The organism is Streptomyces sp. NPDC059917 (genome assembly GCF_042730635.1).
Classification (GTDB): domain Bacteria; phylum Actinomycetota; class Actinomycetes; order Streptomycetales; family Streptomycetaceae; genus Streptomyces.
The window spans coordinates 115,734-136,204 of sequence record NZ_JBHWLC010000010.1 but is presented as its reverse complement, the minus strand read 5'-3'; the positions used below and the strand labels follow the sequence as shown (position 1 = coordinate 136,204).

Below are 20,471 nucleotides of genomic sequence, written 5' to 3'. Positions count from 1 at the left end.
CGATCCGCCGGGCCCCTCTTCTCGTCCGTGCGCGCGTGCTACCGGGCCGCCGGGGCGTCCTCGCGCATCGACGGGCGGCGGCTCGCGATGACCTTGTCCGCCAGCGAGCGCGGGCTCGTCAGGAAGCCGAAGCCCCAGGACATGTGCATCGTGGCCAGGGCCACCGGGATCTGCGCGCGGGCCTTCAACGACAGCCCCCTGCCCGCGGGGACGGAGCCCGCGGTGATCGCGGCCAGGTAGCCCGCCGGGACCGCGAGGGCCCAGGGGGTGACCGTCGCGCCGACCACCGCGCCGGCCGCGATCGCGACGAGCGCGGTCGGCGGGGCGAGGTAGCGCAGGTTGATCGAGCCCGCGTGGTAGCGCGCCACGACGTGGCGCCACCGGCCGTAGTCCTTGTACTGCTTGGCCAGCGCCCGTACGGAGGGGCGCGGGCGGTACTGGACCTTCAGCTCGGGCGAGAACCAGATGAGCCCGCCGGCCTCGCGGATGCGGAAGTTCAGCTCCCAGTCCTGGGCGCGGATGAACTCCACGTTGTAGCCGCCGACGCGCTCCAGCGCCTCGCGGCGGAACACCCCGAGGTAGACGGTGTCGGCGGGGCCCGCCTCGCCGCCGGTGTGGAAGGCGGCGTTGCCGACGCCGATCTTCGAGGTCATCGCGGCGGCGACGGCGTCCTCCCAGGCGTTCTCGCCCTCGGCGTGCATGATGCCGCCGACGTTCTGCGCGCCCGTCTCCTCCAGGAGGCGGACGGCGGTGGCGATGTAGTTCGCGGAGAGCATGCCGTGCCCGTCGACGCGTACCACGATCGGGTGACGTGAGGCCTTGATGGCGGCGTTGAGGGCGGCCGGGGTGCGGCCGGTGGGGTTCGGGACGGTGTGGACGCGCGGGTCCTCACGGACGAGCTGGGCCGCGATCTCGTCGGTCCGGTCCGTGGACGGGCCGAGCGCGATCACCACCTCCATCTCGCCGGCGTAGTCCTGCCCCAGGATGTGCCGGACGGAGTCGCGCAGGTGGCGCTCCTCGTTGAGCACCGGCATGATCACCGAGACGGCGGGCTGCTGGGTGGGCATGTGGTCCTTCGAGGTCGGGTACCGGTGTCACGTTACCGCGTACGGGGGAACCGGGGCGCGCCGGACGATCGGTACGGTCAGTCGCTGATCGTATGGGCCTACTGTTCTGACGCATCTGCCCCTGATGCCGCCGCGGAGGTGCCCCACGTGTCCCCCGTGCCCCACCCGCACCGCTCCCCCCGCCCTGCTCCCCCGCGTCCCCCCGTGCGGGGCGGCGGCCCGGCCAAGCGCGCGCGCCGGCCGCGCTGGGGCGTACGGCTGGCGGCGACCGTATCGGTGGTGGTGCTGGGCTCCGGCGCGATCGGCCACGCGGTGATGACCGGGCTGGACACCGGGATCGAGCGGGTGGATCCCTTCAAGGACATGAAGAACCGCCCCCAGGCGGGCCACGGCATGAACTTCCTGCTCGTCGGCACCGACGGCCGGGACAAGATCACCCCGGACCAGAAGCGCGACTACCGGCTCGGCGGGGCGCCCTGCCACTGCACGGACACGATCATGCTGGTGCACATCTCGGCCGACCGGGAGCGCGCCAGCGTGGTCAGCCTGCCCCGCGACAGCTACGCCGAGGTCCCCGAGCACACCGACGCGACGACCGGCAAGGTCCGGCGCGCGCACCCGGTGAAGCTGAACGCCGCCTACGCCGAGGGCGGGCCGAACCTGACCGTGCGCACGGTGGAGAACATGACCCGGGTGAAGATCGACCACTACCTGGAGGTCGACTTCACCAGCTTCATGAAGACCGTCGACGCGATGGGCGGGGTGGAGATCTGCACCGCCAAGCCCATGCAGGACTCCTACACGGGCCTGGACCTCCAGCCCGGCACGCACCGCCTCACCGGCGGCCAGGCCCTGCAGTACGTGCGCTCGCGCCATGTGGACGGGGCCTCGGACCTGGGCCGGATGCAGCGCCAGCAGCGGTTCGTCGCGGCGCTGATCAAGCAGTCCACCAGCGGCGGGATGCTGCTGAACCCGGTGAAGTTCAAGCAGGTCAGCTCGACCCTGCTGGGCTCGGTCCGGGCCGACCGGGGCTTCGGCTCCGAGCAGATGCTGGCGCTGGGGCAGGCGATGCGGGGCTTCGCCCCGTCCTCCTCGGAGTTCGCGTCCGTACCGGTCGGCGACGCCTCGTTCCCGGTGAAGGGGCTCGGCGAGACCGTCAAGTGGGACGAGGCGAAGGCGGCCAAGGTCTTCGCCGCGCTGCGCGACGACCGCCCGCTGGCCCCGGCCCGCCCGGCGGCCAAGGCGGGACGGGCGGCGCCGCAGCCCGCCGTGCCGGTGGACGTGGCGCCCCAGCAGATCCGGATCCAGGTGGAGAACGGCACCCGGATCGACGGCATGGGCGGCCGCGTCGACGAGGCCCTGCGGGCCACCGGCTTCGACACCACCCGGGCCCCGGGCAACGCGGCCAGCCGGGAGATCAAGCGCACCGTGGTCACCTACGACCCGCGCTGGGACCGCTCGGCGCGGACGGTGGCGACGGCGCTGCCCGGCATCGAGCTGCGGGCGGTGGCCGGACAGGGGCGGACCCTGATCGTGACGGCGGGCTCGGACTACAAGAAGGTGGTCCCGGTCCGCGCCGAGGACCCCTACCAGGGCGAGTTCGGCGTGGTGACGGGCGACCAGGTGGTGTGCGGGAGCTGACGCCCCCGCCGCGGTCAGCGGTTGCGCTCGACCAGCGTCACCTGGAGCCCGCGCACCTTGGTGCTCTCCACGACCTTGTAGTGCGCGCGCAGCGCGTCGGCCTCCGCCGCGGGCAGCTTGTGGAAGGGGTCCTTGGTCCCGCTCCAGGTGACCACCCAGATCCGGCGGGTGTCGCCGAGGCAGGCGGTGGGCTGCGCGCAGGCCACCGGGAACAGGTCGTCGTTGGCGACGGCCGACTTCGCGGCGAACACGTCGCGCAGCTTGACCCGGTCGGGCAGGTTGTACTCGACCTGGTAGTCGACCATGTAGACGCTGTCGTGCCCGCGGACCGGTACGAAGCCGTCGCCGGGCCGGTAGCCCTTGGTGATGACGTCCGCGACCGAGGCGCCGACGACGCCCTTCTCCTTGGAGAGCTTGGCGCGCAGCTGGACCTGGTCCGTGACCCCGAGCCCGATGATCAGCGCCAGCCCGACCACACCGGCCGCGCGGGGCCTCAGCGCGGCCAGACCGGCCGCGGCGAGCACCACCCAGGCGGGCACGGTGAAGGCGAGGTAGCGGTCGAAGAAGTAGGCGGTGCTGCCCTGCGAGACGATCCAGCAGCCGACCACGGGCAGGGCGCCGACGAGGGCGATCTCCATGGCCGGGCGCCGCCCGCGGCTCCAGGCGAGCGGCAGCGCGGCGGCGGCCAGCACGCCCGCGGCGACCAGCGGGGAGCCGAAGAGGCTGTTCCACACCTCGGCGATGGTGCGCAGGTGCGGGGTGGTCAGCCAGCCGATCTGGCGGCCGGCCTGGTTCTGGCCCAGCAGCACCAGCGGCACGACGGGCAGCAGGGCGACGACGACGGCCAGCGCGTACCCGGCGGCGAGCTTCCACCGGCGGGCCCGGCGGGCGCGCAGCAGGACGATCACGGCGTGCGGCAGCAGGACGAGCAGCGAGACGATGTGGAAGAGTCCGGCGGCGCAGACGGCGACGGAGTACGGCAGCCAGCGCCGCACGCCCGGCCGCTCCAGCGCCCGCAGCAGCAGCCAGGTCGCGGCGGCGACGGCGAGGACGACGAAGGCGTACGAACGGGCTTCCTGGGCGTAGCGGCTGACGACCGGGATCAGCGCGAAGAGCAGCCCGGCGAAGACCGCGGTGCGGCGGTCGAAGAGGGTGCGCGCCGTCAGGACGACGAAGGCGGCGGCCCCGGCCATGGCGAGCGCCGAGGGCGCGCGCAGGGCGACCAGGGAGTCGCCGAAGAGCGTGGTCCAGCCGTGCAGCAGCAGGTAGTAGGCGCCGGATACGGCGTCCACGTTGCCGAGCATGTCGAGCAGGTCGCCGGTGTCGCGGGTGGCCGCGCTCCAGCTGGCTATCTCGTCGCGCCACATCTGCGGGGTGCCGCTGCCGACGAGCCCGACGGCGAGGGTGAGCAGGGCCGCCCAGAGCCAGTCGGGGGCGGTGCGGCGGCGGGCCCCGGGGGCGGCGGTGCGCGCCGCGGGGGCGGGGGCGGTCCGGGTGTCGGTGCGACTCATCGGCCGTGGCCTTCCGCGTGGGCTCGGGCGGGTTCCGGTGCGCCCGCGGGGGCGGGCACCGCGGCGGCCGGGTCGCCGGCGCGGCGCCGGACGGGCGGGTCGTGCTTGGGCAGCGAGAGCCCGGGGGCGTCCAGCATCCGCTTGAGCAGGGCCGACAGCGGCCGCTCCGCGTAGCGGTGGACGATCCAGGCCAGCAGCAGGATCGCGGCGAGGGCGAGGGCGAGCATCGGGTAGACGCCCACGCCGTTGTTCCGGCCCCAGGTGATCAGGGCGAAGCCGATCTCCTGGTGCAGCAGGTAGACGGGGTAGGTGAGGGCTCCGGCGACGGTGAGCCACTTCCACTGGATCCGGTCGAAGGCGCCCAGCGCGATGGCCAGCACGATCCCGAACGCCAGCAGGGAGAAGCCCGCCATGACGTTCCAGCTCAGCTTGTGCATGACGCCGTACTCGTAACTGCCCTTCGTGCCCAGCAGCATGTGCTGGGCCACCAGCCAGGAGAACCCGACCACGCCCAGCAGCAGCCAGTTGACCCCGAAGCGGTAGATCAGGAACATCGCCACACCGGCGATGAAGTACGGGGCGTACTCCGGCATCGCGAACATCTTCAGCAGCGCCATGTCCGACTGGCCGGCGACCACCGCGAGGACCATCCAGATCCCGCAGAAGGACAGCACCCGGCGGTAGGTCAGGCCGAGGGCCACGACGACCGCGAAGACCAGGTAGAAGCGGAGCTCGACCCAGAGCGTCCAGTAGACCGGGTCCACTTCGGAGACCCCGAGCGGCTGCTGGAGCATGGTGAAGTTGGTGAAGATGTCGGACTTGCTGAGGTGGCTGCGGCTGGGGCGGGCCGTGGCCGCGTAGTTCACCACGAGGGCCGACAGGATGATCGCGACCCAGTAGGCCGGGAAGAGGCGCACGACCCGGGAGGTGAAGTACTGGCGCGGGGTGCGGCCCCAGCAGGACATGCAGATGACGAAGCCGCTGATCATGAAGAACAGCTCGACGCCGAGGAACCCGTACGCGGTGAAGCGGTGCAGGTCCGGCATCAGCTTCTGCGGCGCGCCGCCCCAGATCTCCGGGTAGCGGTTGACGCCGGTCCAGTGGAACGCGACCACCATGAGCGCGGCGATGAGGCGGAGCCCGTCGAGCGCGCGCAGCCGGGGCCGCCGGGCGGGGGCCGCTGGGGCCTGCGCCGGGTGGTGCTGCGGGGCGGCGGACACGTGGACCCCGGGTGCCGGGGAGGGCGGTACGACCGTCGACATATGAGGAGCTTCTCCGCAGCAGAGCCGGATACGGGCGGACGCCCCCGATCCCGGCGAACCGGGCCGGGCAGAACGTCAGCTCATCAGTCTACGTGCGCCCGTCCGCGGGACGGGACGGCCCCGGGTCCCGAGTGAGCGACACCTCAGTGCGCCGGGCGGCCGCGGCCCGCTCGGGCGCGGGGCTCACTCGTCGTCGAAGCCCTGGGCCGCCCGCTCCTCGCGCAGCGCCATGATCGCCCGGCGGCGGGCGAGGCGGTGCGTGCGGCGGATCTCCGCCTCCTGGTAGCGGCGCCGGTCCTGGTCGGTCTCCGGGAGCACCGGCGGCACGGTGCGCGGCTTGCCCTCGGCGTCGACGCCGGTGAAGACGAGGTAGGCGCTGCCGACCTGGGTGGCGGGGGTGGACTCGTTCCACCGCTCGGCCAGGACCCGTACGCCGATCTCCATGGAGGAGCGGCCGGTCCAGTTGCACTGGGCCTTCACGTGCACGAGGTCGCCGACCCGGACCGGCGCGAGGAAGGCCATCTCGTCCATGGAGGCGGTGACGGCGGGGCCGCCGCTGTGGCGCCCGGCGACGGCACCGGCGGCGTCGTCCACGAGTTTCATGATCACGCCGCCGTGCACCGTGCCCAGGAGGTTGGTGTCGTTGGCCGTCATGATGTGGCTCAGGGTGGTGCGCGAGGCCGAGATCGGCTTGCCGGGCGCCTGTGCACCCTGGTCGCCCCGCACGTCCGGTGTTTCTGTCATACCGCCACCTTAAAGCTGTCGCGGATGCATCAGCTGTGCAACAGCACCGGTACGAAGCCCCGCCCGCCCTGTCCGGGGCCCCTGCCGGGCAGGCATCCTTAGGACATGAATGACTGGCCTGATGGGCGGCGGAACGAGAACCGCGACGACCGGTACGGACGCGGGGGCGCCCAGGCGCGCCCGGAGGACGCCCAGCGGATGCCGCACGTCCAGCGCCGTCAGCCGCAGCGCCCCGGCCAGCAGCCCGGACGCCCGCCCGTACCGCCGCAGGGCCGCCCCGCGCAGGCGCCGCCCGGTTACGGCGTACCGCCCCAGCAGCAGTCCCGCGACAGCGGCTACGACAGCGGTTACAACACCGGGCAGGTCTACGGCGGTCCCGGTGGCCCCGGCGGTCCTGGTGGCCCCGGTGGACGCGGCGGGCCCGACCGCGCCCCGGGTGCCGCGCCGGACTGGCGCAAGCGGATCAAGATCGGTTCGATCGTGCTGGTCTCGGCGCTGGTCGTGACCACGGTGGGCACCTACTTCTGGGCCGACTCCAAGGTGCGCCGCGAGGTCGACCTCTCCAAGGTCATCGAGCGCCCGAAGGAGGGCGACTGCACGACGTACCTGATCGTCGGCTCCGACAGTCGCGAGGGGCTGTCCGACGAGGACAAGAAGAAGCTCCACACCGGCTCGGCCGAGGGCAAGCGGACCGACTCGATGATGATCCTGGCGGCCTGCTCCAGCGGGAACACCATGGTCTCGCTGCCGCGCGACTCCGATGTGGAGATCCCCTCCTTCATCGGCTCGCAGTCCGGCAAGAAGTTCCCCGGCAAGGGCAAGCGGGAGAAGCTCAACGCCGCCTACGCCGACGACGGGCCGGAACTGCTGGTGCGCACCGTGGAGTTCAACACGGGCCTGCGCATCGACCACTACGCCGAGATCGGCTTCGCGGGCTTCGCGAACATCGTGGACGCGCTCGGCGGCGTGGACATGAACATCGAGAAGGGCTTCAAGGACGAGAAGTCCGGGGCCGACTTCAAGGCGGGCGAGCAGACCCTCAACGGCGAGCAGGCCCTGGCCTTCGTCCGGACCCGCTACGCCTTCGCCGAGTCGGACCTGGCGCGCACCAAGAACCAGCAGAAGTTCCTGTCGACCCTGGCCCACCAGGCGGCGACGCCGGGCACGATCCTGAACCCGTTCCGGCTCTACCCGACGCTGGGCGCGGGTCTGGACACGCTGATCGTGGACAAGGACATGGGCCTGTGGGACCTGGGCGAGATGTTCTTCGCGATGAAGGGCATCAGCGGCGGCGACGGCGTCTCGCTGAACATGCCGATCTCCGGTGAGCGGAACGGCAACCTCATCTGGGACAAGACGAAGGTGCAGCAGCTGGTCAAGCAGATCCAGAACGACCAGAAGGTCACGGTGACGGCGAACTAGCCCGCCGGACAGGAAGGGCCCGCCGGACGGTGTCCGGCGGGCCCTTCCCTTGCGTGTGCGCGGGCTCGGATCAGCGGCGGGCGCGGGCGCGCAGCTTCCACGGCATGGCGATCGACTCCAGCTGGACCGCGAGGTTCATCTTGGACTCGCCGACGGTGCGGTCCTCGAAGTGGATCGGGACCTCCATGACCTGGAAGTCCCGGCGCAGCGCCTTGAACTTCATCTCCACCTGGAAGCTGTAGCCCGCGCTGCCGACCGACGCGAGGTCGATGGCGCGCAGCGCCTCGGCGCTCCACATGTTGAAGCCGCCCGTGATGTCGCGGACGCGGGTGCCCAGGATGGTGCTGGCGTAGGCGTTGGCCCAGCGCGAGAGCAGCTTGCGGTGGGCGCCCCAGGCGTCGGAGAGGGTGCCGCCGGGAACGTAGCGGCTGCCGACGACGAGGCCCGCGCCGGTCGACATCGCGACGCCCAGCATCTCGGCGATCTTGGCCGAGGGGTGCGAGCCGTCGGCGTCCATCTGCAGGACGTAGGCGGCGCCGTCCTCGACGGCCTTGGCCATGCCCGCGGCGTAGGCGCGGCCGAGGCCGTCCTTCGTGGTGCGGTGCAGGACCGACATGCGGGGGGTGCCGTCCTCGGCGAGGTGGCCCTCGGCGAGGTCCTCGGCGATCTGGCCGGTGCCGTCGGGCGACGAGTCGTCGACGACCAGGAGGCGCAGGCCGGGCAGCTCCAGGCCCATCAGCAGCTCGACCATGCCCGGCAGGTTGCCCGCCTCGTTGTACGTGGGCATGACCACGGTCAGCGGGGTGTGTGCCCACGCATCGGGAAGCGCGGGGGACGCGGTCGCGGACGCGGCCGGGGCCGAGGTCTCGCGGGGGGTCTTCTGCTCGCCTATCACAGGGTTATGCCTCACTGAAGTCGGTCGGTACGCGCACGCATCCGGCCCGGGGTCACCGGTCCGACGAGAAGCGCACGGCGGCGGGAGGCAGCTCTGCCCCACACCACACCCGCACCCCGGCGCGAAGTTCGTTGTCGGCGCCCACCAGTGCTCCGTCCCCGATGACCGCGCCGTCCAGCACCGTGCGCGCGCCCACGGCGGCACCGGCACCGATCAGGGAAGCGGTCACATGCGTGTCCGGACCGATGGTGGCGCCGTCCAGCACGATGGAGCCCAGTACGACGGCGCCCGATTCGATCCGGGCACCGGCACCCACAACGGTACCTCCCGAAACCTTCGCTCCGTCCGCCACCTGTGCTCCGGGCAGGACCAGGACCTCACCGCGCGGCCCGGGAACGGCCGGGGAGTGGACGACCCCGCGGACCAGATCGGCGGAGGCCTGGACGAAGGACTCGGGCTTGCCGAGGTCCAGCCAGTAGGTGTCCTCGGTCTTGCCGTGCAGCTTGGCGCCGGAGGCGAGCAGGCCGGGGAAGGTCTCGCGCTCGACGGAGACCGGTCGACCGACCGGAATGGAGTCGATCACCGAGCGGCGGAAGACGTAGCAGCCGGCGTTGATCTGGTCGGTGACGATCTCCTCGGGGGTCTGCGGCTTCTCCGTGAAGGCCAGCACCCGCCCCTCGTCGTCGGTGGGGACCAGACCGAAGGCGCGCGGGTCCTCGACCCGCACCAGGTGCAGGGAGACGTCCGCGTCGGCGGCCCGGTGGGAATCGACCAGCCCGCGGATGTCCAGGCCGGTCAGGATGTCGCCGTTGAAGACCAGGACGGGCTCGTCGGCGCCGCCGGTCAGCAGTTCGGCGGCGTTGCGGATGGCGCCGCCGGTGCCCAGGGGCTCGTCCTCGACGACGTACTCCAGGTGGACGCCGAAGTCGGAACCGTCACCGAAGTAGGGCTCGAAGACCTCCGCCAGGTAGCAGGTGGCCATCACGATGTGCGTCACACCGGCGTCGGCGGCCCTGGCTATCTGGTGGGCGAGGAACGGTACGCCCGCAGCCGGAACCATCGGCTTGGGGGTGTTCACCGTGACGGGGCGCAGTCGCGTCCCCTGCCCACCGACCAGCAGGATCGCTTCCGTCATTTCTTCTCCCCAACAGGTTCGGGCGCACGAAGGTTCAAATTTAGCCCACTCGGGGACGTACCGAGGCCGGAGGTGACGGGCCCCACCGGCTACGGCGGGCCCGGTCGGCCGGGTCCGGCGCCCGGAACACCGGTGCCCACGCGGCGGGTCGGGGGCCCGCCGCGCGCGCCCGGGCCGGTCTCCCCCGCGGAAGGAGGGGAGACCGGCCCGGAACGTTGTTGCGGATTTGGTACGCACGCCCGCCCGCGCAGGGGTCAGACGACCGTGCCCTGGTACAGCCAGGGCGCGCCGAAGCCGTCGAAGAGGTAGACCGACGCGCTGTCGCCGGACCCCGTGAGGACGTAGTCGACGTGGGTGTCGCCGTTGAAGTCCGCGAACTGCACGTTGCCCTGCACGGTGGTCACTCCGCCGACGATCTGCCCCAGGTTGGCCCAACCGCCGTGGCCGTCGCCGCCGCGGTTGGCGTACCCGCTGACGGCTCCGTTGCCGCCGATCGTGAGGTAGTCGGCCCGGCCGTCGCCGTCGATGTCGGCGAGGCGGACCCGGGAGCGGTCCGTCGTGGTGCCGGAGGCCACCTGGTTCAGGACCTGCCAACCGGCGCCGGTGTCGCCGCCGCGGTTGACGTAGACGACGACGGCGCCGTTGTCGGCGATGGTCGTGTAGTCGGTGCGGCCGTCGCCGTCGAAGTCGGCGAAGCGGACCTGGTCCTGCTTGGTCGTGGTGCCCGTACCGATCTGCCCCACGCTCTGCCAGCCTCCGTGTCCGTCACCGCCCCGGTTGAGGTAGACGACGACGGAGCCGTTGGCGTTGACGAGGATGTAGTCCGCCTTGCCGTCGCCGTCCCAGTCGGCGAACCGGGCGCGGGTGCGGTCGGCCGTGAGGCCGGTCGCGACCTGGCCGTAGTTCTGCCAGCCGCCGCCGGAGTTGCCGCCGCGGTTCAGCTTGACGGTGACGGCGCCGTTGTCGGCGACGACGAGCTGGTCCGCCTTGCCGTCGCCGTCCCAGTCGGCCCAGCGGACGCGGGCGGCGCCGCCGACCTCGTTGCCGGCCCGCGGCGCGGGCGCGTGCTGCGTCCAACCGTCGGTGACCGCCTGCTCGATGGCGCCGTTGAAGGCGCGGGCCATCTTGTCGTAGCCGAGGGTGTTGGGGTGCAGGCCGTCGGCCAGTTCCGTCGCGGCGTCGAGCTTCGGCGGCTCGACGAAGCGGAAGTGCTGGCCCGCGGCCCGGCGGGAGGCTTCCTGGCCGCGCAGCACGGAGTTGAAGGTGGCCGCGCGCTGCTCCTGGCCCACCGTGTCGGTCAGGAGCCCCTGCACGAGGACCGTGACCCCGGGCTTGCGCGCCTGGATGCCGTCGACGAGCGTGGAGAGCCGGTTCGCGGCGGCGACCGGGTCGGAGCCCGACTGGCGGATGTCGTTGATGCCGAGGTGGAGCAGGACCACGTCCGGGTTGGCGGCGGTCTGCCACTCGTTGATCTTCGCCCGGACGTCCTCGACCACCCATCCGCTGTTCCCGTTGTGGTCGGGGTCGGGGAAGTTGCCGAGGGCGCGGCTCCCCACGAGGTCGGGCAGGTAGCGGGTCTGACCCGCCATGAGGTTCCACAGGGGCTGCCGGTATCCGGCGAAGGGCGAGGGCGAGCCCACGCCCTCGGTTATGGAGTCGCCCAGCGGCATGATGTGCAGGAGCGGCGGGGAGGGCTGGGCCGCCGCGGTGGCCGGGGTGGCGCCGAGGCCGAGGAGGGCGGCGCCTGCGAGCAGGGCGAGGCTGAGGTGCGCGGTGCGCTTCATCACGGGTCTGGGACCTTCGGTACAGAGGGACAGCGACGCGGGGCGTCTTCGCATGACGGGACGGGGCGCGGCCCGGGAGATGGCGTACGGGGCCGCGGAGCGGGTCAGCCGGTCACGCGGAGCTCGACGACGACGGGGCCCGTGGCGCCCAGCGGCTTGTCGACGATCCTGGCGTAGCTGTTCTTGGCGACGTCCACGTTCGCGGTGGTCGTGGCGCCCGAGGTGAAGGTGGCGTTCACGGGGTGCGCCCCGGCGTCGAGCGCGAAGACGCGGTCCGATTCGAGGGTGATGCGGCCCGTCTGCGAATGGACGGTGAAGCAGTAGATGGGCTTGCGCTTGGCCGCGGGGTCCTCGTAGGTGTACAGGCGCACCTGGGACGTGCTGGTCCCGCATTCGGCGAGGGTGATCCCGCCGTCCCCCCGGACCAGCTTGATCCCGTCCTTCGCGAGGATCGCGGCGGCGTTCGGGTACGGGGACACCTGGGCCGCGGGCGACGCCGGGGCGGACGCGGCGGCCGAGGGCGACGCGACCGGCGACGCGACCGGCGAGGGGGACGTCGAGGCGGGAGCCGAGGCCGAGGGCGAGGCCGATGCCGACGTGGTGGCCGGGCCGGAGGGCGCCGCCGGAGCCGCCGCGGAGGAGCCCGCGCTCCCCTCGGCGGTCGCCGCGTACGCCCCGAAGGCGCAGAGCGAGGTGACCGCCACGGCGGCTATGACGGGTTGACTCACGCGCGAGAACACCGGGCGGGGCCTTTCGGAGGCGGCAGGATCAGCGACCACCAAGATGTGGATCTTGATGATCATCCGAAGATATCCCAACACCACCGCGCCGCCCCGGCATTTATGACGGACTCGCTCCGGGAGCACCCGTGAACCCACGACGTCCGGGCCCCCGGCGGATCGCCGGGGGCCCGGAGGTTCGCGACCCTGGGGCCGCGGGGGTGCTACGGGAGGTTGCGCGCCATCACGATGCGCTGGACCTGGTTCGTGCCCTCGTAGATCTGCGTGATCTTCGCGTCGCGCATCATGCGCTCCAGCGGGTAGTCACGGGTGTAGCCGTAGCCGCCGAGGAGCTGGACGGCGTCCGTGGTGACCTCCATGGCCACGTCGGAGGCGAAGCACTTGGCCGCGGCGCCGAAGAAGGTCAGGTCCTCCGCGGCGCCACCGCCGGAGACGCGCTCGGACTTGGCCGCCGCCGCGTAGGTCAGCTGACGGGCCGCCTCCAGCTTCATGGCCATGTCCGCGAGCATGAACTGCACGCCCTGGAAGTCGCCGATCGGCTTGCCGAACTGCTTGCGCTCCTGGACGTAGCCCTTGGCGTAGTCCAGGGCGCCCTGGGCGATGCCGATCGCCTGGGCCGCGATGGTGATGCGGGTGTGGTCCAGGGTCTTCATGGCGGTGGCGAAACCGGTGCCCTCGGCGCCGATCATGCGGTCGGCCGGGATGCGCACGTTGTCGAGGTAGACCTCGCGGGTCGGCGAGCCCTTGATGCCGAGCTTCTTCTCCGGGGCGCCGAAGGAGACGCCCTCGTCCGACTTCTCGACCACGAAGGCGGAGATGCCCTTGGAGCGCTTCTCGGGGTCGGTCACGGCCATCACCGTGTAGTACTCGGAGACGCCCGCGTTGGTGATCCAGCGCTTGACGCCGTTGAGCACCCAGAAGTCGCCGTCGCGCACCGCGCGGGTCTTCATGCCGGCCGCGTCCGAGCCCGCGTCCGGCTCGGAGAGCGCGTACGAGAACATCGCGTCGCCCTTGGCCAGCGGGCCCAGGTACTTCGCCTTCAGCTCCTCGGAGCCGGAGAGGATCACCGGGAGCGAGCCGAGCTTGTTGACGGCCGGGATCAGGGAGGAGGAGGCGCAGACGCGGGCCACTTCCTCGATCACGATCACGGTGGCCAGGGCGTCCGCGCCCGCGCCGCCGTAGCTCTCGGGCACGTGGACGGCGTGCAGGTCGCTGGCGACGAGCGCGTCCAGGGCCTCCTGCGGGAAGCGGGACTCCTCGTCGACGGCCGCCGCGAACGGAAGGATCTTGGCCTCGGCGAGCGAGCGGACCGACTCGCGGAGCATGTCGTGCTCCTCGGCCGGGCGGTACAGGTCGAAGTCGGCAGAACCCGCCAAGACTCTCACTCCCCAAGGTGATGCGTGATGCTAACTACCGTTAAGTAACCCAGAGCTTAGTGTCCCGGCCCGATCACGGATACGTGAGCCGCACGTGAGTTGCGTGACAACGGGCGCGGCCGCGCCCCGTGACGAAGGGGACAGGGGGGAACGTCCCCCCACCTGCGCCCGACTATGCTCGGTGGCCGCGAACGGCACCACACCCTTGGAGCACGCATGGCCCCCAAGATCACTGTGATCGGTACCGGCTACCTCGGCGCCACCCACGCCGCAGCCATGGCCGAACTGGGCTTCGACGTGCTGGGGCTGGACATCGTCCCGGAGAAGATCGAGATGCTGGCCTCCGGCCGGGTCCCGATGTACGAACCGGGACTGGAGGAGCTGCTCGCCCAGCACGTCGCCGGACTGCCGGGCGCGAGCGGACGCCTGCGCTTCACCACCTCCTGGGAGGAGGTCGGCGCCTTCGGCGACGTCCACTTCGTCTGCGTGAACACCCCGCAGAAGCACGGCGAGTACGCCTGCGACATGTCCTACGTCGACTCCGCGATCGAGTCCCTGGCCCCGCACCTGACCCGGCCCGCCCTGGTCGTCGGCAAGTCCACCGTCCCGGTGGGCTCGGCGGCCCGGCTGGCGGACCGGCTGACCGAGCTCGCCCCGGCGGGCGCGGACGTCGAGCTGGCCTGGAACCCCGAGTTCCTGCGGGAGGGCTTCGCGGTCCAGGACACCCTGCACCCGGACCGGATCGTGATCGGCGTCCGCGGCGAGACGGCGGAGAAGCTGCTGCGCGAGGTGTACGCGACCCCGCTCGGCGAGGGCTCGCCGCTCGTGGTCACCGACTTCCCGACGGCGGAGCTAGTCAAGACCGCCGCGAACTCCTTCCTCGCCACGAAGATCTCCTTCATCAACGCCATGGCCGAGGTCTGCGAGGCCGCGGGCGGCGACGTGGTCAAGCTGGCCGAGGCGATCGGGCACGACGACCGGATCGGTGCGAAGTTCCTGCGCGCCGGGATCGGCTTCGGCGGCGGCTGCCTGCCCAAGGACATCCGGGCCTTCATGGCCCGCGCCGGTGAGCTGGGCGCCGACCAGGCGCTGACCTTCCTGCGCGAGGTCGACTCGATCAACATGCGCCGCCGCGGGCACATGGTCGAGCTGGCCCGGGACGCGGTCGGCGGCTCCTTCCTCGGCAAGCGCGTCGCCGTGCTCGGCGCCACCTTCAAGCCGGATTCGGACGACGTGCGGGACTCCCCCGCGCTGAACGTGGCCGGCCAGATCCACCTCCAGGGCGGCCAGGTCACCGTCTACGACCCCAAGGGCATGGACAACGCCCGCCGCGTCTTCCCGACCCTGGCCTACGCCGACTCCGCGGTGGCGGCGGTGACGGGCGCGGACGTCGTCCTGCACCTCACCGAATGGCGCGAGTTCCGCGAGCTGGACCCGGCGGCGCTGGCCCCGCTCGTCTCGGAGCGCCTCGTCCTGGACGGCCGCAACGCGCTGGACTCGGCGCGGTGGCGCGCGGCGGGCTGGACCTTCCGGGCGATGGGCCGCCCGCGCGCGTAGTTCCCGCCCTCACCGCCGCATCGCCCCGCGCGGCTCAGGTCGTGCGGGCGGCGGCGCGGTAGGTGCGCATCTTGGCGCGCGCGCCGCAGACCGACATCACGCACCAGCGGCCCCGGCCCGCCGGGCTGCGGTCGTAGTACGCCCACTGGCAGTCCGGCGCCGCGCAGGCCTTCAGCCGCGACCAGGTGCCGTCCGCGGCCGCCCCGGCGACGGCCGAGGCCACCCGGGCGAGCAGCGCCCGCTCCCCCGCCACCGCCGCCGGGGCCACGCCCGCCGCGCCGTCCGGCCCGATCCGGACCGTGAGCGGGGCCGCGGCCAGCAGGGCGTTCAGGGCTTCCAGCTCCCCGGGGGCCACCGGGTGCCCGGCGTGGGCCCGACAGGCGGCGCGCAGCCCCTCGCGCAGCGCGGTCGCCTCCGCGAGCGCCGCTCCGGACAGCCCGAACTCCTTCGCCAGCCGGTCCTCCCCGGTGTCCACGCTCAGCGTGTTGACGAGGGCCTCCACCCACGCGAGGTCCCCGGGTGCCGGTGCTCGTTCCCCGCTCATGTCCTCGACGTTACCTCTTGGCCCGGCCAGGCGGTAACGCCTACAGTGGTGGTTACCGGTAAACGCCTGCTACCAGTAACCGCTACGGAGGAGAGACCATGGCCATCGCCACGCTCGGCACCGTCGTCGTCGACTGTCCCGACCCGCTCGCCCTCGCCACCTTCTACGCCGGCCTGCTCGGCGGCACGCCCAGCCCGGACGAGGACGGCTCCTGGGTCGACCTGACCGGGCACCCGGGCACCGCGCTCGCGTTCCAGCTGGCCCCCGGGCACGTGGCGCCGAAGTGGCCCTCGGACGGGGGCGCGCAGCAGTTCCACCTCGACCTGACCGTCGAGGACCTGGACGCGGCGCAGGCCCGGATCCTGGAGCTGGGCGCGACGCCCCTGGACCTGGGCGGGCCCGACCGCACCTACCGCGTGTACGCCGACCCGGCCGGGCACCCGGTCTGCCTCTGCGCCGGCTGATCCCGGCCCGCCGTGCCCGGCCGGCGCGCGGTTACGGAGCCCCGCGCCGGTGCTGGGCCGCGCGGGCGGTGAATTCCGCGTCGCGCAGCACACGTTGGGCGTTGTCCCAGGTCAGCAGGGCCAGGTCGGCTTCCGACCAGCCCCGGTCGAGGAGTTCGGCGATCAGCCGGGGATAGCCGGACGCGTCGGTCAGACCGGCCGGGCGGGGGGTGGCCGGCTCGCTGCCGAAGGCGGCGCCGAGGCCGACGCAGTGCGGGCCCGCCACCGCCCGCACGTGGTCGAGGTGGTCCGCCACCACGTGCAGCGAGTCGCCGGTCTGGACGGAGGCGAAGGTGACCATGCACAGGCCGCCCGCGGCCCGCAGGGCGAGCAGCACCTCGTCGGAGACGTTCCCGGGATGCGGGGTGAGCGCGGCGGAGGCCGTGTGGGAGATCAGTACGGGGGCCTTCGAGGCGCCCGCGATCTGCACGGCCACGGCGTCCTCGCAGCCGGTCAGGTCGATCAGCACCGCGAGCCGGTTCAGCTCCCGCACCACCTCGTGCCCGAAGGCCGTCAGCCCCTGGTCCGCCCAGGCGGCGCCGGCCGGCGCCATGCTGCGCACGCCCAGGGCGTGCAGCGCCCGCAGGGTGCCGAGCGAGTCGGTGAGCGCGCGGCCGGGCGCCGGGCCCAGGAAGGAGGCGATCCGCCCGCGGTTGCGCGCGTCGGCCATGTCGTCCGCGCACAGGGCGAGGCTCAGGCTGTCGGGGTAGCGCCGCATCATCGCCTGCGCGACGTCGATCTGTTCCAGGGTCTCCGCCACCACCCGGTCCCGCTCGGGGGTGAGCAGCGACCAGAACTGGGCGCCGACCGCGCCGGCCCGCAGGCGCGGGATGTCGGTGTCCACGCCGCCCTCGGGGGTGCCGATGTTGTCGTGGTACGGGCTCTGGCGCAGCGTCCACAGCAAGGTGTTGCACCCGTCCGCGACGGGATGGACGGCCAGCAGCGCGGCGGCCCGGTCGAGGGCCCCGGGCAGGCCCGGAGCGGGTGCGGGGGCGGGCGCGGGGGCAGCTCCGACGGAGCCTGGGGAGGCGGGGGCGGAGCCCCCGTGCGCGGGGTCGTCCTGCAGGTCGGCCATGGCGTTCGCTCCGGTCTCGGCGGCAGCGGGGAGGGAGAAGTGTTGCCACCGTGACATGTGGGACGCGTGGGTTCGCGGCGGATGTGGCGTTCGGGTGGCGCGGGGCCCGTGGACCCCGCCCCGACCTGCACATCCGCCGCCCACGGCCCGTGCTGCGACCCGAAGCGCGTACTCCTCTAGATCACCGCTCTAGAGCACCGCGTTCGACGGCCCGCGGCTCGCCGACAGTGCGGCCGCCACCGACTCCGCGTCCCGCAGCGCCCGTACCGCGTTGGTCCAGGTGAGCTTGGCCAGGTCGGCCCGCGACCAGCCGCGGGTCAGCAGCTCCGCGATCAGGTTCGGGTAACCGGACACGTCGTCCAGCCCGGCCGGGGTGAAGGCCGTGCCGTCGAAGTCGCCGCCGATGCCGATGTGGTCCACGCCCGCGACCTCGCGCATGTGGTCCAGGTGGTCGGCGACCGTGGCCGCCGTGGCGACCGGGCGCGGGTTCGCCGCCTCGAAGGCCCGGTGCAGGGCCATCGCCTCGGGCCCGGTGTCCAGGTGGTGCAGCCCGTGCGCGCGCAGGTTCTCGTCGGCGGAGGCGGTCCAGGCCACCGCCGCCGGGAGGATGAACTTGGGCACGAAGGTGGCCATGGCCACGCCCCCGTTGGCCGGGAGCAGCGCGAGCACGTCGTCCGGGACGTTGCGCGGGTGGTCGCAGATCGCCAGCGCGGACGAGTGCGAGAAGATCACCGGCGCCACCGAGACGGCGAGCGCGTCGCGCATGGTGGTGGCCGCCACGTGCGAGAGGTCCACCAGCATGCCGATGCGGTTCATCTCGCGCACGACCTCGCGGCCGAACTCCGTGAGCCCGCCGTGGCGCGGCTCGTCGGTCGCCGAGTCCGCCCAGTCGATGGTGTCGTTGTGCGTGAGCGTCATGTAGCGGACGCCGAGCAGGTGCAGGGAGCGCAGGGTGGCCAGCGAGTTGTTGATGGAGTGGCCGCCCTCGGCGCCCATCAGCGAGGCGATCTTGCCGTCCGCCCGCGCCGCCTCCATGTCGTCCGCCGTGAGCGCCCGGACCAGGTCGTGCGGGTAGCGCTCGATCAGCTGGCCGACCGCGTCCATCTGCTCCAGGGTGGCGCTGACCGCCTCGTCGCCCGCGAAGTCGGAGCGGACGTAGACGGACCAGAACTGCGCCCCGACCCCGCCGGCGCGCAGCCGGGGGATGTCGGTGTGCAGGTGCGCGGACTGGTCGGCGGCGATGTCCCGCCGGTCCAGGTCGTAGCGCACCTGGTGGCGCAGCGCCCAGGGCAGGTCGTTGTGGCCGTCGACCACCGGGTGCTCGGCGAGCAGTTCCAGCGCCTCGTCCAGGCGCCCCGCCGCGCTCACTTGCCGAATCCGAAGGAGTCCGCGCCGGCGACCTTGGCCCGCAGCCGCTTGCCCTTCTCGGTGGCCTGGTCGTTCAGCTCCTGCTGGAACTCGCGCATCCGGGCCATCAGCTCCGGGTCCTGGGTGGCGAGGATCCGTACGGCCAGCAGTCCGGCGTTGCGCGCGCCACCGACGGAGACGGTGGCGACGGGAACCCCGGCGGGCATCTGGACGATCGAGAGCAGCGAGTCCATGCCGTCGAGGTACTTGAGCGGCACCGGTACGCCGATCACGGGCAGCGGGGTCACCGACGCCAGCATCCCGGGCAGGTGCGCGGCGCCGCCCGCGCCCGCGATGACCGCCTTCAGCCCGCGTCCGGCGGCCTGCTCCCCGTACGCGATCATCTCGCGCGGCATCCGGTGCGCGGAGACGACGTCCACCTCGTAGCGGACCTCGAACTCGTCGAGCGCCTGGGCGGCGGCCTCCATCACGGGCCAGTCGGAGTCCGAGCCCATGACGATGCCGATGACCGGCCCCGCCGAGGACGACGCTGCCGACGCGGACGCCGAAGGTGCGGAGGAGGTGCCAGGAGTGCTCATTCGGTGATCGTCCCTCGGAGGTAGCCGGCTGCGTGACGTGCGCGCTCCAGCACATCGTCCAGGTCGTCGCCGTAGGTGTTGACGTGGCCGACCTTGCGGCCCGGCTTCACGTCCTTGCCGTACATGTGGATCTTCAGCTGGGGGTCGTGCGCCATGCAGTGCAGGTACGCCGCGTACATGTCGGGGTAGTCCCCGCCCAGCACGTTCGCCATGACCGTCCAGCGGGCGCGGGGGCGCGGGTCGCCCAGCGGGAGGTCCAGGACCGCGCGCACGTGGTTGGCGAACTGCGAGGTCATCGCGCCGTCCTGGGTCCAGTGCCCGGAGTTGTGCGGGCGCATGGCCAGTTCGTTGACCAGGATCCGGCCGTCGCGGGTCTCGAACAGCTCGACGGCCAGGTGGCCGGTCACGTCGAGCTCCTTGGCGATCCGCAGGGCGAGGGCCTGGGCCTCGCCCGCGAGCTCCTCGGAGAGGTTCGGGGCGGGGGCGATCACCGTGTCGCAGACCCCGTCCACCTGGACGGACTCCACGACCGGGTACGCCACGGCCTGGCCGTGCGGCGAGCGGACGATGTTGGCCGCCAGCTCCCTCACGTACTCGACCTTCTCCTCGGCCAGGACCGGGACGCCCGCCTTGAAGGGCGCCTGCGCGTCCTCCTCGGTGCGCACGAACCACACGCCCTTGCCGTCGTACCCGCCGCGCACGGTCTTGAGGATGACGGGGAAACCGCCGACCTCGGCCGCGAAGGCCACCGCGTCCGCCGGATCGCTCACGATCCGGTGGCGGGGGCTGGGCGCGCCGATCGCGTCGAGCCGGGCGCGCATCACCCCCTTGTCCTGGGCGTGCACGAGCGCGTCGGGCCCCGGGCGGACGGGGATGCCGTCCGCTTCCAGGGCCCGCAGGTGCTCGGTGGGGACGTGCTCGTGATCGAAGGTGATCACGTCGCAGCCGCGCGCGAAGGCGCGCAGCGTCTCCAGGTCGCGATAGTCGCCGATGACGACGTCGCTGACGACCTGGGCCGCCGAGTCCTGTGGGCTGTCACTGAGGATCTTGAACTTGATGCCGAGGGGGATACCCGCCTCGTGGGTCATGCGGGCGAGCTGTCCGCCGCCGACCATGCCGACTACCGGGAACGTCACTCCTCCAGGGTATCGGCCGGATTCCGCCATTCGGACGCCGGCCGGGCCGGTTCGGGTCGGACCCGGAGGTCTACGCGCGTCCGCCCCGCTGCTCCGCGCGGGTGTCGGAAGGCACACGCGTTTGGTTGGGCCG

The 20,471-nt window shown here is 72.6% G+C and carries 19 protein-coding genes; 5 read left to right on the top strand and 14 right to left on the bottom strand.

The features are described 5' to 3' along the window. Window positions 1–38: 38 nt before the first annotated feature. On the bottom strand, window positions 39–1,067 hold the full coding sequence (locus ACFWAR_RS09040; RefSeq protein WP_385774638.1) for a glycosyltransferase family 2 protein: 1,029 nt from the start codon (window positions 1,065–1,067) through the stop codon (window positions 39–41). A gap of 156 nt (window positions 1,068–1,223) precedes the next feature. On the opposite strand from ACFWAR_RS09040, the gene ACFWAR_RS09035 reads away from it, so the two are divergent. Beyond that, on the top strand, window positions 1,224–2,708 hold the full coding sequence (locus tag ACFWAR_RS09035; protein WP_385774701.1) for an LCP family protein: 1,485 nt from the start codon (window positions 1,224–1,226) through the stop codon (window positions 2,706–2,708). Between the two features lie 14 nt (window positions 2,709–2,722). Here the strand turns inward: ACFWAR_RS09035 and ACFWAR_RS09030 are convergent, their stop codons facing one another. The 3 genes from ACFWAR_RS09030 to ACFWAR_RS09020 form a co-directional block, all read right to left on the bottom strand. Continuing rightward, entirely contained in the window at window positions 2,723–4,219 is a 1,497-nt protein-coding gene (locus ACFWAR_RS09030) for a glycosyltransferase family 39 protein (protein WP_385774635.1), read from the bottom strand. Further along, window positions 4,216–5,481 (bottom strand): acyltransferase family protein, encoded by a 1,266-nt coding sequence (locus tag ACFWAR_RS09025; protein WP_385774633.1) that lies wholly within the window; start codon window positions 5,479–5,481, stop codon window positions 4,216–4,218. Before ACFWAR_RS09025 ends, ACFWAR_RS09030 begins: the two co-directional genes overlap by 4 nt. A gap of 183 nt (window positions 5,482–5,664) precedes the next feature. Beyond that, window positions 5,665–6,225 (bottom strand): acyl-CoA thioesterase, encoded by a 561-nt coding sequence (locus tag ACFWAR_RS09020; protein WP_385774631.1) that lies wholly within the window; start codon window positions 6,223–6,225, stop codon window positions 5,665–5,667. A gap of 105 nt (window positions 6,226–6,330) precedes the next feature. Between ACFWAR_RS09020 and ACFWAR_RS09015 the strand changes: the two genes are divergently transcribed. Further along, complete coding sequence (locus ACFWAR_RS09015) at window positions 6,331–7,647, top strand: LCP family protein (protein WP_385774629.1); 1,317 nt, start codon at window positions 6,331–6,333, stop codon at window positions 7,645–7,647. A gap of 70 nt (window positions 7,648–7,717) precedes the next feature. Here the strand turns inward: ACFWAR_RS09015 and ACFWAR_RS09010 are convergent, their stop codons facing one another. The 4 genes from ACFWAR_RS09010 to ACFWAR_RS08995 all read right to left on the bottom strand — a co-directional run bounded on the left by ACFWAR_RS09010 (window position 7,718) and on the right by ACFWAR_RS08995 (window position 11,832). After that, window positions 7,718–8,542 (bottom strand): polyprenol monophosphomannose synthase, encoded by an 825-nt coding sequence (locus tag ACFWAR_RS09010; RefSeq protein WP_385774627.1) that lies wholly within the window; start codon window positions 8,540–8,542, stop codon window positions 7,718–7,720. Window positions 8,543–8,594: 52 nt separating this feature from the next. Then, window positions 8,595–9,677 carry a sugar phosphate nucleotidyltransferase gene (locus ACFWAR_RS09005; protein WP_385774625.1) on the bottom strand — a complete coding sequence of 361 codons (1,083 nt, stop codon included), beginning with the start codon at window positions 9,675–9,677 and terminating at the stop codon, window positions 8,595–8,597. 254 nt (window positions 9,678–9,931) lie between these two features. Further along, the gene (locus tag ACFWAR_RS09000; RefSeq protein WP_385774699.1) at window positions 9,932–11,461 is read right to left on the bottom strand and encodes an FG-GAP-like repeat-containing protein; all 1,530 of its coding nucleotides are present in this window, start codon (window positions 11,459–11,461) and stop codon (window positions 9,932–9,934) included. Window positions 11,462–11,565: 104 nt separating this feature from the next. Then, on the bottom strand, window positions 11,566–11,832 hold the full coding sequence (locus ACFWAR_RS08995; RefSeq protein WP_385774623.1) for a hypothetical protein: 267 nt from the start codon (window positions 11,830–11,832) through the stop codon (window positions 11,566–11,568). Window positions 11,833–11,890: 58 nt separating this feature from the next. On the opposite strand from ACFWAR_RS08995, the gene ACFWAR_RS08990 reads away from it, so the two are divergent. Continuing rightward, window positions 11,891–12,184 carry a hypothetical protein gene (locus ACFWAR_RS08990; RefSeq protein ID WP_385774621.1) on the top strand — a complete coding sequence of 98 codons (294 nt, stop codon included), beginning with the start codon at window positions 11,891–11,893 and terminating at the stop codon, window positions 12,182–12,184. Window positions 12,185–12,404: 220 nt separating this feature from the next. Here ACFWAR_RS08990 and ACFWAR_RS08985 read toward each other — a convergent pair whose 3' ends face one another. Then, the gene (locus tag ACFWAR_RS08985; RefSeq protein ID WP_385774619.1) at window positions 12,405–13,577 is read right to left on the bottom strand and encodes an acyl-CoA dehydrogenase family protein; all 1,173 of its coding nucleotides are present in this window, start codon (window positions 13,575–13,577) and stop codon (window positions 12,405–12,407) included. A 216-nt stretch (window positions 13,578–13,793) separates the two neighbouring features. Here ACFWAR_RS08985 and ACFWAR_RS08980 point away from each other — a divergent pair, with 216 nt between their 5' ends. Beyond that, window positions 13,794–15,134 (top strand): UDP-glucose dehydrogenase family protein, encoded by a 1,341-nt coding sequence (locus ACFWAR_RS08980; RefSeq protein WP_385774617.1) that lies wholly within the window; start codon window positions 13,794–13,796, stop codon window positions 15,132–15,134. A 34-nt stretch (window positions 15,135–15,168) separates the two neighbouring features. Here ACFWAR_RS08980 and ACFWAR_RS08975 read toward each other — a convergent pair whose 3' ends face one another. Beyond that, the gene (locus ACFWAR_RS08975) at window positions 15,169–15,678 is read right to left on the bottom strand and encodes a CGNR zinc finger domain-containing protein (RefSeq protein ID WP_385774615.1); all 510 of its coding nucleotides are present in this window, start codon (window positions 15,676–15,678) and stop codon (window positions 15,169–15,171) included. 98 nt (window positions 15,679–15,776) lie between these two features. On the opposite strand from ACFWAR_RS08975, the gene ACFWAR_RS08970 reads away from it, so the two are divergent. Then, window positions 15,777–16,142, top strand: coding sequence for a VOC family protein (locus ACFWAR_RS08970; protein WP_385774613.1), 366 nt, complete (start codon window positions 15,777–15,779; stop codon window positions 16,140–16,142). A gap of 31 nt (window positions 16,143–16,173) precedes the next feature. Here ACFWAR_RS08970 and ACFWAR_RS08965 read toward each other — a convergent pair whose 3' ends face one another. The 4 genes from ACFWAR_RS08965 to ACFWAR_RS08950 all read right to left on the bottom strand — a co-directional run bounded on the left by ACFWAR_RS08965 (window position 16,174) and on the right by ACFWAR_RS08950 (window position 20,368). Then, window positions 16,174–17,313 (bottom strand): membrane dipeptidase, encoded by a 1,140-nt coding sequence (locus tag ACFWAR_RS08965; protein WP_385774611.1) that lies wholly within the window; start codon window positions 17,311–17,313, stop codon window positions 16,174–16,176. A 132-nt stretch (window positions 17,314–17,445) separates the two neighbouring features. Beyond that, a complete protein-coding gene (locus tag ACFWAR_RS08960; protein WP_385774608.1) occupies window positions 17,446–18,624 on the bottom strand; it encodes a dipeptidase in 1,179 nt (392 codons plus the stop codon). Beyond that, on the bottom strand, window positions 18,621–19,118 hold the full coding sequence (gene purE / locus ACFWAR_RS08955) for a 5-(carboxyamino)imidazole ribonucleotide mutase (protein WP_354382978.1): 498 nt from the start codon (window positions 19,116–19,118) through the stop codon (window positions 18,621–18,623). Before purE ends, ACFWAR_RS08960 begins: the two co-directional genes overlap by 4 nt. A gap of 80 nt (window positions 19,119–19,198) precedes the next feature. Then, entirely contained in the window at window positions 19,199–20,368 is a 1,170-nt protein-coding gene (locus tag ACFWAR_RS08950; protein WP_385774606.1) for a 5-(carboxyamino)imidazole ribonucleotide synthase, read from the bottom strand. Window positions 20,369–20,471 lie beyond the last annotated feature (103 nt).